Here is a 14,486-nt window from a genome sequence, read left to right as displayed (position 1 = left end):
GGGGCGGGTCACCAGACGGAACGGACCGCACCGACCGGGAGGCCCCCACCCAGCAGGGGAAGCTCGGCGTACTCGGTCAGGACAGGGGCCTGTACGCCGAGCCGGCGCAGCCCGGAAACCAGCACCGGCGTCCGGGCCCGGGTGGCCCCGTCGTCGATCTTGACAGCGACCGCGCCGACACCGGGCAACGCGGCGGCGATCACGCCCTCCGCGCCGATCTTCACCAGCATCCCCGGTACGCCCCGCATCAGCCGGGTGTCGTCCGCCCCGGTGCCGCCGACCAGTTCCGGGTACGCCCGCATCGCGTCCGCGACGGTGCGCTCCGGGGAGCCGGGCTGGGCGCTCACCAACCGCAGGAAAGCCCGTGCCAGCCCGGTCAGCGAGATCGCCAGCACCGGCGCACCGCAGCCGTCCACCCCCACCGCTGCCGCCGGCTCACCGGCGTACTCCTCGATGGTGGCGGTCAGCCGGCGCTGCAACGGGTGTTCCGGCCGCCAGTACCCGTCCAGCGGCCAGTCGGCGGCCAGGCAGGTCAACAGCATCCCGGCGTGCTTGCCGGAGCAGTTCATCGCCAGCCGGCTCGGGCCACCGCCGGCCCGGAGCACGGCCTGTCGGGCGGCCTCGCCGAACGGCAGGTCGGGCGGGCAGTGCAGGGCCTCCGGGTCGAGGCCGGCGGAGCGCAGCAGCGTCGCCACCCGGGCCAGGTGGAACTCCTCACCGGCGTGGCTCGCCGAGACGAGCGCGACGTCGGCCGGGTCGGTCGTCGTCAGGCCGGCCCGGAGCATGCCGAGCGTCTGCAACGGCTTGCTCGCCGACCGGGGGAAGATCGGGGAGGTGCCGTCCCCGGCCCCGGCCACCGGGGCGCCGGTGGCGTCGAGCACCACCGCCGAGCCCCGGTGCACACCCTCCACGAACCCCGACCGGACCACCTCGGCGACCGGCTCGCCACCCTCGTACGTCTTGGCCACCCTGGGAAGGTACCGACGGGGGCCGGAGCGGCCGACACCCGGGTGACCTGCGGCGTCAGCCACCGAGGTAGGGAGCGCCGGGCCGGGTACGGCTTACCGACGCCGGGCCGGGCGGCGGGCTACCGGCCGAGCAGCCGGCGGGCCTCGGTGGTGGTCAGCGGCGGGCGCTGGGCGAGCTGGGCGAACCCGACCGCGCGGGCGACGAGCTGCATGTTGGACTCCACCGGGCGGCCCTTGGCGTACGTCACGGTGTCCTCCATGCCGACCCGCAGGTGACCGCCGGTGGACAGCGACGCCAGCATCACCGGGATGGTGCTGCGGCCGATGCCGGTGGCCGAGAAGGTGGTGCCCGCCGGCAGGTCCCGCAGCATCTGCTGGGCGGCGACCAGGGTGGCCGTGGTGCCCGGCATCCCGCCCGGCACCCCCATCACGAAGTCGACGTGCACGTGCCCGCCGTGCGGCACGCCGTACCGGTCGAGCAGGCGGGACAGGGCGGCGAGGTGACCGAGGTCGAAGATCTCGTACTCGGGGAGGATGCCGCGTTCCTGCATCCGGGTGTGCAGGTCGACGATGAACTCCCACCGGTTGAGGAAGACGTCGTCGCCGAAGTTGACGGTGCCCATGGTGCAGGAGGCCATGTCCGGGGCGGCATCCAGCACGGCCAGCCGGTCGGCCTCCGGGTCGGTCACCGCGCCGCCGGAGGAGAGCTGCACGATCAGGTCGGTACCCTCGCGCAGCGCCGCCACCGTCTCCCGCAGCCGTCCCTGGTCGAGGGTGGGACGGGCCGCGTCGTCCCGGATGTGGACGTGGATCACGGAAGCGCCGAGCGCCTCGCACTCCTTGGCGGTGAGCAGCAACTCGTCGAGGGTCACCGGCAGCGCCGGCACCTCCGCCTTGGCCGACTCCGCGCCGGTCGGGGCAACCGTGATCAACGTCCCTGTCGTCATGCCGGGATGGTAGCCGTCCCGACCGCCCCAGGTCGATGGCGCAGCCAGGCAGGACAGGAAGAACCGCACGCTCGAAGCGGAATACGCGAAGGAATTCCCGCCCGCGTGGCGGCGGAGGGGCATCCTTGCCGTCCGCCGGGTCGGCCACCCCGGGTCGGCACCCCGGGTCGGCTACTCCGGGTCGATGGCGGCGGCGGTGTCGCCCACCGACAGCCGGGCGTCGTCGGCAAGGTTGCGCTTGACCACGGCCAGCGCGACCTGACCCAGTTCGTAGTGGTGCACGGCGGTGCCGACGAAGCCGACCGTCCGGCCGTCCAGGGTGACCGGGGTGCCCGCCGCCGGAAGCTGGTCGGTGGTCACCCCGTCCAGGTGCAGCAGGACGAGCCGACGCGGCGGCTTACCCAGGTTGTGCACCCGGGCGACCGTCTCCTGCCCCCGGTAGCAGCCCTTGTCCAGGTGTACCGCCGGGGCGATCAGGCCCACCTCGGCGGGGATGGTCCGGTGGTCGGTGTCCACCCCGACCCGGGGCCGTCGGGCGGCCACCCGTACCGCCTCGTACGCCCACAGCCCGGCCGCCGGCACCCCGCCGGCACGCAGCTCGGCGACGACCCCGTCCAGGGCGGGCCGGGGCACCAGCAGGTCCACCCCCAGCGGGACCCGACGGGCCCAGCCGCCACCGGTCAGCGGCTGCGCGTCGTACCGGATGGTGGGTCGGGGGGGCAGCTCGCCGGAGCGGAACTTCGGACCCGGCACCGTGAGCGCCTCGGGTGCGGCCAGCCCGGTCACGCCGAGCGTGGCGACGGCGTCGGTGGCCTGCGGCCCGACCAGCGACAGCAGCGCGTGCCCGGCGGTGGCGTCGTGGGTCTCGACCTGGCTGAAGAACCGCATCTTCTCCAGGTACGTCAGCAGGCCGGCGGTCATCCCCGGCTCGGTGTCCAGCCAGGTGGTCGTGCCGTCCTCGGTCACCATGGCGTGCTGCTCGACGTGCCCGTGCGGGCTGAGCACCAGCAGCTCGGTGCCCTGCCACGGGCCGAGCGCGGCGAGGTGCTGACTGGTCAGGGTGTGCAGCCAGCCGATCCGTTCCGGACCGGAGACGGCGACGACGCCCCGGTGCGAGCGGTCCACCAGACCGACCCCGGTGGCCAGGGTGCGCTGCTCGCGCAGCGGGTCACCGTAGTGCGCGGCGACGCCCCGTACCCCGGCCGCCCGGTGCTCGGCGTCCGGCTGGTCCCGGCTGGCCTCGTCGATCGCCTCGACGGCGACCGCCCCCCCGATGTCGATCATGTCGGTTCCCCGTCCTCGCAGTTGTCGCAGACGCCGAAGAGCGCCACGTGCCCGATGTCCACCCGGAAGCCCCGCCCGGTGGCGAGCTGGTCGGCCAGCGGGCGCATCAGCTCCGGGTCGATCTCGTCGATCGCGCCGCACTCGCGGCAGACCAGGTGGATGTGCTGGTGCTCACCCGCCGCGTGGTAGGTCGGCGAGCCGTGCGACAGGTGGGTGTGGGTCACCAGGCCGAGCCGTTCCAGCAGCTCCAGCGTGCGGTAGATGGTGGTGATGTTGACCCCGGCGGCCACCTCCCGGACCGCCGTGTGCACCTGCTCCGGTGTGGCGTGCCCCAGGTCGAGCACGGCTTGGAGGACCAGTTGCCGCTGCGCCGTCAGCCGCAACCCACGGGAGCGGAGCATTTCCGCCAGCGAGGATTCGGACACCGTCCGATCATAGTTCGGCCGCCGGCCCGCGCCCGGCCGCGTCGTGCCGCCGCTAGGCTCGACGGTCGTGGTGGCATCGAGGATCGCCGTGCTCGGCCGGGGCGTCGTCCCCGCGACGGAGCCGGTGCTGCGCGGCAACGACCTGGGTGCACTGCACGGCGACGGGCTGTTCGAGACCATGCACCTGCGCGACGGACGCCCCTGGCTGCGGACGGCCCACCTGGCCCGGCTGCGCACCGGCGCCGCCGCCCTGGAACTCCCGCTGCCCCCCGACGCGGTCCTGGTGGACCTGCTGGACGCCGTCGTCGACGGCTGGCCCGCCGGGGTCGAGGGCGCGCTGCGCCTGGTCTGCACCCGGGGACCGGAGGGTGGCGGGCTGCCCACCGTCTACGCCACCCTGGCCGAGGTGCCGGCCGCCGCGAAGCGGCTACGCCACACCGGGGTCACCGTCGCCACCCTGCCCCTCGGGGTGCCGGCCACCGCCCGCCCCGAACTGTCCTGGCTGCCCACGGGCATCAAATCCATCTCGTACGCGACCAACAGCGCCGCCCGCCGCTGGGCCGCCCGCAACGGCGTGGACGACGTGCTCTGGGTCTCGACCGACGGCTACCTGCTGGAGGCACCCGGCGCGAACGTCGTCTGGCTGGACGGCGACACCCTGTGCACCGTCCCGGCCGCGCGCACCGGCATCCTGCCCGGCACCACCTGCGGCCGGCTGCTCGACCAGGCCGCCGAGCTGGGCCTGACCCCGGCCGAACGGATGGTCACCCCGGCCGGGCTGCACGCCGCCGCCGGAGTCTGGCTGACCTCGTCGGTACGTGGCCTGGTCGAGGTCAGGACCCTCGACGGCACGCCCCGCCCGCCCTCCCCGCACACCCCCCGCCTCCGGGAGCTGCTGGGCTTCACGTGATTCACACGACGGGCCGAGGTTGCGGTATCCCCGCTCGCGGTAACCGCAACCTCGGCTCACCCGAGACGTCAGCCGGCCACCCGGATCAGCCGGGCCGACAGGTGCGGGGAGAGGCTGTGGCCCATGCCCGCCATCTCCTGGGCGTAGAGCAGCGCCCCCTCCACGATGCCGAAGAGCCGGGCACCAGCCGTCACCTCCTTGGCGGTGGCCGTACGCACCACCGCGTCGGTGGCGAACTCGATCTGGGTGCCGGTGCGCTTGCCGATGTGCAGCTCCATGATCCCCGTCGGGACGGTCATCAGGGCCTCCAACTCGTCGGTGACCCGCTCACCGTCCAGCACCGGACGCCACCAGCCCACCTCACGCCCGGCCGGACGGACCGGACGGCTCTGGTCGTCGAGCAGCCAGGCCCGGGACTCGTAGAACAGGAACGGCCGGCCGTCGTGGCTGATCCGGATCTCCTGGGCGTAGTCGAAGTCCTCGATGGTGGGGAACCCGCCCCGGCCCCGACCGCGCCACACCCCGACGTACGGCAGCAGCCCGTCCAGCGACGGGTGCAGCTTCGGGCCGACCCGCAGATCGTGGCTCTCCTGGTACGGGTACTCCTCGACCGGCGGCGCGTTCAACCACGGCGGCTGAAGGGGATTCTCGCTCACCGGATCTCCTTCGTTCGCGACTGCGGGGCTCGCAAACCCGGCTCACTCCTCGCGCTCACCGGATCACCTTCGTTCGCGACTGCGGGGCTCGCAAACCCGGCTCACTCCTCGCGCTCACCATTTACCTCTCGACAGGCGTACGGCCAGGTAGACCAGGCCACCGGCGAGCGCGCCCAGGCCAGCGACCAGCAGGCTGACGAACCCGATCTCGGTAACCATCATGGTCATCCTATGCTGGGCGGCATGGGCCGCACTCTCGTCGTCAAGGCCACCGCCGGAGCGGACGCCCCGGAGCGGTGCGCGCAGGCGTTCACGGTGGCCGCCACGGCCGCCGCCGCCGGGGTGACCGTGTCGCTCTGGCTGACCGGTGAGTCAACCTGGTTCGCCGTGCCCGGTCGGGCCGGGCAGTTCACCCTGCCGCACTCGGCACCGCTCGACGACCTGCTTGACGTCATCCTCGCCAGCGGCCGGGTCACCGCCTGCACGCAGTGCGCCGCCCGCCGCGACATCGGCCCGGACGACGTGCTGCCCGGTGTCCGGATCGCCGGTGCGGCCGTCTTCGTCGAGGAGGCGATGGCCGAGGGCGCGCAGGCCCTGGTCTACTGACCCGGCCACACCTGCCCGCACCGGGCGGTGCCGATGTTGCCCCTGTCTGTAGGCATTTTGCCTACCATGCGGAGGTGAGTCGGGCGACGGAGGAGTTCTTCGCGGCACTGCCGGCACGTGCCCCGGCGGTGCTGCGTGCCCCGGTCACCGGAACACTCCAGATAGACCTGGTCGACGACGACCACACCGACCACTGGCTGGTGCGGATCAGCCCCGGTCGGGCGGTGGTGGAACGGGCCACCGGCCCGGCGGACGCAATCTGGAGCAGCAGCTCGGACCTCTTCGAACGGCTGGTCACCGGGCGGGCCCAGGGGGTCTCGGCGGTGCTGCGCAACGAGTCCACGTTCAGCGGCAACGTGATGCTGTTCCTGGTGTTCCGGCAGTTCTTCCCCGCCCCGCCCGGGGTGCGCGACCCCCGGGAGACCGCCCGTGAGCAGACCGGGCGGACGTGATGCAGCAACGGGTCAGCATCCTCGACGGCAACACGTTCCTGGTCTGCGACGGGCGCGGGGACGTCGAACCGTCGTTCGACTTCCCGACCGGGTTGTTCTCGTTCGACACCCGGTTCCTGTCCACCTGGCTGCTCACCCTCGACGGCGAGCGGCTGCACGCCCTCTCGGTCGACGACGCGCACTCCTACCAGACCCGGTTCTTCCTCGTCCCGGGCGAGCCGACGCACTACCTCGACGCCAAGGTGTCGATGATCCGTACCCGGTCGATCGGCGGCAACTTCACCGAGGAACTCACCGTGCTCAACCACTCCGGCCGGGAGATGCATTTCGACCTGCGGCTGGAGATGGGCTCCGACTTCGCCGACCTCTTCGAGATCAAACACCAGCGGCCGAAGAAGGGCCGCACCAGCGCCGTCGCCGGGGACAACGCGCTGCGGCTGACCTACCGGCGCGAGGCGTTCCACCGCGAGGCGACGATCACCAGCAGCACCGACGCCCACGTCGACCAGGCCGGGATGACCTGGTCGATCACCGTCGCGCCGCACTCCGAGTGGAACACCCGGCTGACCGTGACGCCGATCATCCACGGCGCGCGGGGCGAGGACGTCCGGGCGATCACCGCGCTCGGGGCGGTACGCGGGCCGTCGGTCATCCGCGCCGAACAGGAGGAACTGGTCAGCCGGGCACCGCAGCTCGGCTGCGACTGCGAGCCGCTCGCCGGGGCGTACCGGCAGAGCCTGCACGACCTGGCCGCGCTCCGGTACGAGTCGATCACGTTGGGCGTACGGCTGCTCGCGGCCGGTCTGCCCTGGTTCATGACCCTGTTCGGGCGGGACAGCATGCTCACCTCGTTGCAGGTGCTACCGTTCCTGCCGGAACTGGTGCCGCCGACGATCCTGATGCTGGCCGGGCTCCAGGGCCACCGGCTCGACGACTTCCGCGACGAGGAACCCGGCAAGATCCTGCACGAGCTGCGGTACGGCGAGACCGCCGGCTTCGAGGAGCAGCCGCACTCCCCCTACTACGGGGCCGCCGACTCGACCCCGCTGTTCGTCATCCTGCTCGACGAATACGAGCGGTGGACCGGGGACGCGACACTGGTCAAGCAACTGGAAACCCCCGTCCGGGCCGCGCTGCACTGGATCGACACCTACGGCGACCTGCTCGGCACCGGGTACGTCTGGTACCGCAGCCGCAACCCGGAGACCGGCCTGGAGAACCAGTGCTGGAAGGACTCCTGGGACGCCATCTCCTACGCCGACGGCCGGCTGCCCGGTTTCCCCCGGGCCACCTGCGAGATCCAGGGGTACGCCTACGACGCCAAGCGGCGCGGCGCCCGGATGGCCCGGCTGTTCTGGAACGACCCCGAGTACGCCGACCGGCTGGAACGGGAGGCGGCGGCGCTCAAGGAGCGTTTCAACCGGGACTTCTGGATTCCGGAGAAGGAGTACTTCGCCGTCGCCCTGGACCCGGACGGCCGGCACGTCGACTCGCTCACCTCCAACATCGGCCACCTGCTGTGGAGCGGCATCGTCGACGAGCCCCGGGCGGCCCGGATCGCCGAACACCTGCTCGGCCCCCGGCTCTACTCCGGTTGGGGGGTACGCACCCTGGCCACCGGCGAGGGCCGTTACAACCCGATCGGCTACCACGTCGGCACGGTGTGGCCGTTCGACAACGCGTTCATCGCCTGGGGGCTGAGCCGGTACGGCTTCCGGGAGGAGGCCGGGCGGATCTGCGAGGCGATGCTCGACGCCTCCCGGTTCTTCGGCGGCCGGCTACCTGAGGCGTTCGCCGGCTACGAACGGACCCTCACCGACTACCCGGTGCAGTATCCGACGGCGTGCAGCCCGCAGGCCTGGTCGGCCGGCACCCCGCTGCTGCTGCTGCGGGTGATCCTCGGCCTGGAACCGCAGGGCGAACACCTGATCATCGACCCGCTGGTGCCGGAGGGGATGGGCCGGGTCGAACTGCTGGACATCCCGGGCCGGTGGGGGCGGGTCGACGCCCTCGGCCGCAGCCGCACCCCACGCGAGCACGGACCCCGGCACTGACCGGCCGGGCGGGTCAGCCGGGGCAGCCGGTGGAGGCGGCGACCCGCACCTGCGCGCCGGTGCCGTCGGCCAGCACGGTGGCCGGGCCGCTGCGGTAGGCGTACACCTCGGGGAGGTCGGCCACCGGGGGGCCGGCGGCCAGCGGACGCAGGCCGGTCAGCGCGACCGGCGCGTCGCCGGCCGAGACGGCGACGGTACGCGCGGTGCCGCCGCCCGGGCAGGGCGCGGTGACCTGTTCCGGGGCGGAGCGCGCCGGGCGGCCCAGCGCCCGCAGCGCGGCGTCCAGCGTCGCATCGGCGGGGGCCGCCGACGGCTGCGGATAGCCGACGCCGACCGGGCGGCACCCGGTGTCGGCGGTGAACCGGACCCGGCCGCCGCTGGTGACCCGGCCCTGCACGGCGACGAACTCCCCGGCGTCGGCGCGCAGCCGGGGACCGGACGCGCCGGCCCGCACCCCGGCCCGCCAGCCGGCCGGCAGCCGTTCGGCGACCCGGTCCAGCAGGGCCCGCTCGCCGCCCTCGGCGACCAGCACGTCCAGCCCCCGGCTCAGGGTCGCGCCGTCGGCCATCGGGGTGATCCGGCAGCCGCGCTCGATCTGCGGGCCGGTCATGGCCCAGGCGCCGTCGCCGACCGCCGCGACCAGTTCACCGAGCGCCCGGTCGACCACCGGCCCGGCCTCGGCGAGGGTGCGCTGTTCCTTGACTGTCGGCGGATCGTGCCGGGCCGACCACCAGGTGAGCCCGCCCACCACCACCGCCCAGGCCACCGTCACGGCCACCAGCCAGGCCAGCCGGCGGCGCGGCGCGGACGGACCGGTCGGTGGGGCGTATCCCTGCTGGACGGCACCGTTCACCGGGCCATCGTGTCACGCCCCCGCCGCCGGTCCGCCCGCCGGTGTCCGGACGTCAGGCGCACGGTACGGCGAGCCGGTAGCCGACGCCGCGTACGGTCTGCACCTGCGGGCCGCCGGCCACCTCGCGCAGCTTGCGGCGCAGCCGCTTGACCGCCGAGTGCAGGATGGCCGCGTCGCCCAGCCAGGTGCCGCCCCAGACCGAGCCGAAGATCCGTTCGTAGCTCCACACCGACCCGGGGTCGCCGGCCAGCCGGGCCAGCAGTGCCCGTTCCAGCCGGGTCAGCGCCAGCGGCTCCCCCCGCCAGGTGACCAGGTGGCGGGCCGGGTCGACGACGAGGTCGCCGCAGCGCACCGGGACCTGCTCCGGCGGGGGCGCGGGGGCCGGCACCGGCGTGGTCGGGAAGAGCATGGCGCGCAACTCGGCCAGGTCGGCGCAGATCACCACCGGGCCGAGGTCGTCGAGCCGGCGGACCACCCGCTCCCGGACCGCGACGTCAGCGCTGACACAGACCACGAAAGGGATGTCGACACCGGTCACCCGTCCTCCCCAGGACCGCACCCGCCGCCCGCCCCCGACGCCCGTCTGCCCACGACAGGTGCCGGTGCGGCTGAAGTCAGCCTAACGGTCAGCGTGGCGCCCGGTTACTGACCAAATACTGACCGACCCGATCCATTGATCAGCATGGTTCTCCGGCTGAGCATGATGCACAGCGGCCGTGGGGGGCCGGCTTACCAGCACCCACCACCTGCCGCCTCCCCGACCGCTCCGCGTGGCCGTGACCCGGCACACGCGGCCGGGCCCGAACCGATCGGGCCCGCCGACGTGGGGAGGAACAGCGTGCTCAGACGACCGACCGGACGACCGTCCCGGTGGCGATTGGTGGCCGCGCTCGCGGCCGGACTGTTGGGCCTCACCGCCCAGCCCGCACTACCCGCCGGGGCCGCACCGGCCGCGCCCCGGGCCACCGTGGACCGGCAGGTACTCGACGGACTCGCCGACGGCACCGAGACCTTCCTGGTCTACCTGCGCGAACAGGCCCCGCTCGCACAGGCGGCCCGGCTGCGCAGCCCGGACGCCCGCGCCGGCGAGGTGCACCGGCTGCTCACCACCACCGCCGAGCGGACCCAGCGCGACCTGCGGGCCGTGCTCGACGACCGGAAGGCCAGCTACACCGCCTACTGGATCGCCAACGCGCTGCGGGTGACCGGGGACCGGGCGCTGCTGGACACCATCGCCGCCCGGCCCGAGGTCGAGCGGATCGCCCCGACCCGCAGCTACCCGCTGATCCGTCCGGTCCGCAGCACCGCCGCCCGCGCCGGCACCGACGCCGTCGAATGGGGGCTGACCAACATCGGCGCACCCCGCGTCTGGGACGAGTTCGGCGACCGGGGTGAGGGCCTGGTCGTCGCCAACATCGACAGCGGCGTCCAGTTCGACCACCCCGCGCTGGTCAACTCCTACCGGGGCAACCTCGGTGGCGGCACCTTCGACCACAACTACGACTGGTACGACCCGGCCGGCATCTGCCCGCAGGACGCCCCCTGCGACAACAACGACCACGGCACCCACACCATGGGCACCATGGTCGGCACCGACGGGTCCGCCAACCAGGTGGGGGTCGCCCCCGGCGCCAAGTGGATCGCCGCCAAGGGCTGCGAGACCAACAGCTGCTCGGACGCCTCGCTGCTGGCCGCCGGCCAGTGGGTGCTCGCCCCGACCGACCTCAACGGGCAGAACCCCCGCCCCGATCTGCGTCCCGACATCGTCAACAACTCCTGGGGCGGCGACGGCGACGACCCGTGGTACCAGCAGACCATCGCCGCCTGGCGGGCCGCCGGGATGTTCCCGGTCTTCTCCGCCGGCAACGACGGCCCGGCCTGCGGCAGCGCCGGCTCCCCCGGCGACAACCCCAACGCCTACGCGGTCGGCTCGTACGACGTGAACAACGCCATCTCCAGCTTCTCCGGTCGGGGTAACTCCACCGACCCGGCCGGGCTGAAGCCGAACATCGCCGCGCCCGGCAGCAACGTGCGCTCCAGCGTCCCCGGCAACGGGTACGCGTCGTTCAACGGCACCTCGATGGCCGCCCCGCACGTCGCCGGCACGGTCGCCCTGATCTGGTCGGCCGCGCCCAGCCTGCGCGGGGACATCGCCGGCACCGAGGCGCTGCTCGACCGCACCGCGACCGACGTCGACGCGACGAACTGCGGGGGCACCGCCGCCGACAACAACGTCTTCGGCGAGGGTCGGCTCAACGCGTACGAGGCGGTCCGGCAGGCCCCGCGCGGGCCGGTGGGGCAGGTCGGCGGCCAGGTCACCGACCAGGCGACCGGTGACCCGGTGGCGGGTGCCACCGTCGCCACGGGCGCGCGCAGCGTCACCACCGGCACCGACGGCAGCTACTCGCTGACCGTCCCGGCCGGTGAGACCACGCTGACCGTGTCCGCGTACGGCTTCCGCACCGCGATCGACACCGTGACCGTCCCGGAGGACGGCACGGTCACCAGGGACTTCGCCCTGACGGCCACCCCGACGGCCACCGTCTCCGGCCGGGTCACCGACGGCTCCGGGCACGGCTGGCCGCTGTACGCCACGATCGACGTCGCCGGCCGCCCCGGCGGACCCGTCTTCACCGACCCGGTGACCGGCCGGTACTCGTTCACCGTGGCCGGCAACACCGACTACAAGCTCACCGTCACCGCCAAGTACCCGGGCTACCGGACGGTGACCAAGGACCTGACCGTCGGGTCGACGGCCACCACGGCCGACGTCCCGGTCCCGGTCGAGGCGGCCTGTGTCGCCGCCGGCTACACCGGCAGCCTCAGCGCGCCGCTGCTGTCGCAGAGCTTCGACGGCACCACCGCGCCCGAGGGGTGGACGGTGCGCAACCGCACCGACAAGGGCGGCTGGGTCTTCAACGACCCGGGCGCGCGGGGCAACCTGACCGGCGGCACCGGCGGGTTCGCGATCATCGACAGCGACAAGCTCGGCACCGGCAACACCCAGGACACCGACCTGATCGCCCCACCGGTCGACCTGACGGCCTCGGCCGCGCCGCTGCTGCGCTTCCGCAGCGACTGGCGGGCGGTCGGGATCAGTGACACCGCCGACGTGGACGTCTCCACCGACGCCGGGACGAGCTGGACGAACGTCTGGCACCAGACGGCGAGCCGGCGCGGCCCCCGGGTCGAGGAGGTGCCGCTGACCCCGGCGGCCGGTGCGACCGGGGCGCTGGTGCGCTTCCGGTTCAAGGGCACCTTCGCCTGGTGGTGGCAGGTGGACGACGTCCAGCTGGTCAACCGGGACTGCACCCCCGTGCCGGGTGGCCTGGTGGTCGGCAACACCACCGACCGCAACACCGGCGCGGCGGTCAACGGGGTGACGGTGACCAGCGTCGACCGGCCCACCGACACGGCCGTCTCGGCGGCCACCCCGGACGACCCGAACCTGCCGGACGGCTTCTACCACCTCTTCTCGGGGCTGACCGGCACCCACCCGTTCACCGCCGCCAAGCCGCCGTACACCCCGGTCACCCAGCAGGTGACCGTGGTGGCCGACAGCACCCGCCGGGCCGACCTGGCCCTGGCCGCGGGGCGGCTCACCGTCAGCACCACCACGATCGAGGCCCACCAGCCGTACGGCAGCACCCGCACCGCCAAGGTGACGGTCCGCAACACGGGCTCCGCCCCGGCGACCGTGGAACTGCTGGAACGCGGTGGCGGGTTCGAGGTGCTGTCCACCGGCGGTGCACCGCTGCGGGAGCAGGTGGTCAAGGGGATCAGCACCGGGCGTGACGGTGCCCGGTACGGCGGCGGGAACGTCGACGCCGCGCCGCAGGCCGACGACGCCTGGGCCCGGATCGCCAGCCTGCCCGCCGCGATCTACGACAACGCGGCGGCCAACCTGGACGGCAAGGTCTACTCGGTCGGTGGCGGTGGCGACACCGGCAACGAGCGCAAGGCCTGGGTGTTCGAGCCGGCCACCGGCGTCTGGACGGCGCTGCCCGACCTGCCGCACGCCCGGTCCAAGCCGTCGGCCGTGGGCATCAGCGGCAAGCTGTACGTCCTCGGCGGCTGGGGCGACGGTACCGGTGCCGAGCCGACGGTGGACGTGTTCGACCCGGCCACCGGGGCGTGGAGCACCCTGGCCGGGGCGGTCAACCCGGCACCCGCCGCAGCTGCCGGCACCGCCGTGGCCGGGGGCAAGGTGTACCTGGTCGGCGGCTGCGTCGACAGCACCTGCACGGAGAGCAACAAGCTGGTGGTGTTCGACCCGCGTAGCGGCACGTTCCGCACCGGCGCGGCGTACCCGCACCCGGTCTCCTGGGTGTCCTGCGGCGGGATCGGCAGCCAGGTGTACTGCGCGGGCGGGGTCGCCGCCGACGAGTACACCGACACCTGGCGGTACGAGCCGGCGGCGGACTCCTGGAGCGCGCTGCCGAACCTCCCGGTCGACCTGTGGGGTTCCCAGTACACGTCGGCCGGCGGCATGCTGGTGCTGGCCGGCGGGGTGACGGGCGGCTCGACGTCGGTCACCAACCGGACGCTCGGCTTCGACCCGGTCGCCGGGGCCTGGAAGAACCTGCCGAACGCCCAGTTCAGCAGGTACCGGGGCGCCGCCGCCTGCGGGGCGTACAAGATCGGTGGTTCGCCCAGCTCGTTCGTCGGCTCGGCGGACAGCGAACGCCTCGGCGGGCTGGAGGGCTGCTCGGACGCCGCCGATCTGCCGTGGCTGTCCACCGCGCCGACCAGCTTCACGCTCGCCCCGGGGGCGTCCCAGACGGTCACCGTCACGCTGACCGCCACGGCGGCGGCCGGGGTGCTCCAGCCCGGGGCGTACTCGGGTGAGCTGGGGCTCACCTCGAACACGCCGTACCCGGTGTCGTCGGTGGGCGTCGAGATGAACGTCTCGCCGCCGAACAACTGGGGCAAGATCCAGGGCACGGTGACCGGGGTGACCTGCGGCGGCCAGACCGTCGGCGTCCCGGCGACGATCCGGCTGAACCTGGTCAACTCGACCACCGGCGTCACGCTCACCGCCGACGCCCAGGGTCGCTACGCCTGGTGGCTGCCCAAGGGCAGGTACGAGGCGATCGTGGCCAAGGACGGTTGGGTGCCCCAGGTCCAGCGCACCGTCGTGGAAGCAGGCATCGTCGGGACGCTCAACTTCGGGCTGACCCCGACGTCGACCTGCGCGGGCGTCCGGGCATCCGGCCTCTGACCGGCTGACCGGCCCCACCCGGTGGCCGTCGACCCCGCCCGGGGTCGGCGGCCACCGCCATCTCTCCCCCCGCCCTCTGGGGCGGCGTCCCTCGTGATCGACGCTATTGG

General features: G+C 73.6%; 13 protein-coding genes. 5 read left to right on the top strand and 8 right to left on the bottom strand.

Annotation, left to right across the window (positions count from 1 at the left end; genetic code table 11):
* Positions 1 to 8: 8 nt before the first annotated feature.
* From JQN84_RS06885 to JQN84_RS06870, 4 genes are all read right to left on the bottom strand, one after another.
* Positions 9 to 968, bottom strand: coding sequence for an asparaginase (locus tag JQN84_RS06885; RefSeq protein WP_204957582.1), 960 nt, complete (start codon positions 966 to 968; stop codon positions 9 to 11).
* A 119-nt stretch (positions 969 to 1,087) separates the two neighbouring features.
* A complete protein-coding gene (locus JQN84_RS06880) occupies positions 1,088 to 1,915 on the bottom strand; it encodes a beta-keto acid cleavage family enzyme (RefSeq protein WP_204957581.1) in 828 nt (275 codons plus the stop codon).
* A gap of 171 nt (positions 1,916 to 2,086) precedes the next feature.
* Entirely contained in the window at positions 2,087 to 3,199 is a 1,113-nt protein-coding gene (gene ygfZ / locus JQN84_RS06875) for a CAF17-like 4Fe-4S cluster assembly/insertion protein YgfZ (protein WP_204957580.1), read from the bottom strand.
* On the bottom strand, positions 3,196 to 3,600 hold the full coding sequence (locus tag JQN84_RS06870; RefSeq protein WP_204958167.1) for a Fur family transcriptional regulator: 405 nt from the start codon (positions 3,598 to 3,600) through the stop codon (positions 3,196 to 3,198). Before JQN84_RS06870 ends, ygfZ begins: the two co-directional genes overlap by 4 nt.
* 91 nt (positions 3,601 to 3,691) lie before the next feature.
* On the opposite strand from JQN84_RS06870, the gene JQN84_RS06865 reads away from it, so the two are divergent.
* Positions 3,692 to 4,534, top strand: a complete 843-nt coding sequence (locus tag JQN84_RS06865) for an aminotransferase class IV (protein ID WP_204957579.1) — start codon at positions 3,692 to 3,694, stop codon at positions 4,532 to 4,534.
* Positions 4,535 to 4,602: 68 nt separating this feature from the next.
* Here JQN84_RS06865 and JQN84_RS06860 read toward each other — a convergent pair whose 3' ends face one another.
* Together JQN84_RS06860 and mtfM are read right to left on the bottom strand one after the other, a co-directional pair.
* Positions 4,603 to 5,190: a heme-binding beta-barrel domain-containing protein gene (locus JQN84_RS06860; RefSeq protein ID WP_204957578.1), complete on the bottom strand. Its 588-nt coding sequence runs from the start codon at positions 5,188 to 5,190 to the stop codon at positions 4,603 to 4,605.
* Positions 5,191 to 5,304: 114 nt separating this feature from the next.
* A complete protein-coding gene (gene mtfM / locus JQN84_RS32070) occupies positions 5,305 to 5,409 on the bottom strand; it encodes a small membrane protein MtfM (RefSeq protein ID WP_067315095.1) in 105 nt (34 codons plus the stop codon).
* A gap of 12 nt (positions 5,410 to 5,421) precedes the next feature.
* Between mtfM and JQN84_RS06855 the strand changes: the two genes are divergently transcribed.
* The 3 genes from JQN84_RS06855 to JQN84_RS06845 all read left to right on the top strand — a co-directional run bounded on the left by JQN84_RS06855 (position 5,422) and on the right by JQN84_RS06845 (position 8,302).
* Positions 5,422 to 5,796, top strand: coding sequence for a DsrE family protein (locus JQN84_RS06855; RefSeq protein ID WP_204957577.1), 375 nt, complete (start codon positions 5,422 to 5,424; stop codon positions 5,794 to 5,796).
* A gap of 74 nt (positions 5,797 to 5,870) precedes the next feature.
* Positions 5,871 to 6,248: an SCP2 sterol-binding domain-containing protein gene (locus JQN84_RS06850; protein ID WP_204957576.1), complete on the top strand. Its 378-nt coding sequence runs from the start codon at positions 5,871 to 5,873 to the stop codon at positions 6,246 to 6,248.
* The gene (locus JQN84_RS06845) at positions 6,248 to 8,302 is read left to right on the top strand and encodes an amylo-alpha-1,6-glucosidase (protein WP_204958166.1); all 2,055 of its coding nucleotides are present in this window, start codon (positions 6,248 to 6,250) and stop codon (positions 8,300 to 8,302) included. The genes JQN84_RS06850 and JQN84_RS06845 overlap by 1 nt, the downstream gene beginning before the upstream one ends.
* Before the next feature lie 13 nt (positions 8,303 to 8,315).
* On the opposite strand, the gene JQN84_RS06840 is transcribed toward JQN84_RS06845, so the two are convergent.
* Positions 8,316 to 9,092 (bottom strand): hypothetical protein, encoded by a 777-nt coding sequence (locus tag JQN84_RS06840; protein ID WP_204958165.1) that lies wholly within the window; start codon positions 9,090 to 9,092, stop codon positions 8,316 to 8,318.
* Positions 9,093 to 9,207: 115 nt separating this feature from the next.
* Positions 9,208 to 9,693, bottom strand: coding sequence for a winged helix-turn-helix domain-containing protein (locus tag JQN84_RS06835; protein WP_281902534.1), 486 nt, complete (start codon positions 9,691 to 9,693; stop codon positions 9,208 to 9,210).
* A gap of 300 nt (positions 9,694 to 9,993) precedes the next feature.
* Here JQN84_RS06835 and JQN84_RS06830 point away from each other — a divergent pair, with 300 nt between their 5' ends.
* Positions 9,994 to 14,376 carry a S8 family serine peptidase gene (locus JQN84_RS06830; protein ID WP_372445942.1) on the top strand — a complete coding sequence of 1,461 codons (4,383 nt, stop codon included), beginning with the start codon at positions 9,994 to 9,996 and terminating at the stop codon, positions 14,374 to 14,376.
* Positions 14,377 to 14,486: the final 110 nt, after the last annotated feature.

This window comes from Micromonospora humidisoli, from assembly GCF_016900955.1.
Classification (GTDB): domain Bacteria; phylum Actinomycetota; class Actinomycetes; order Mycobacteriales; family Micromonosporaceae; genus Micromonospora; species Micromonospora wenchangensis.
This window is presented reverse-complemented; position numbering and strand designations above follow the sequence as displayed.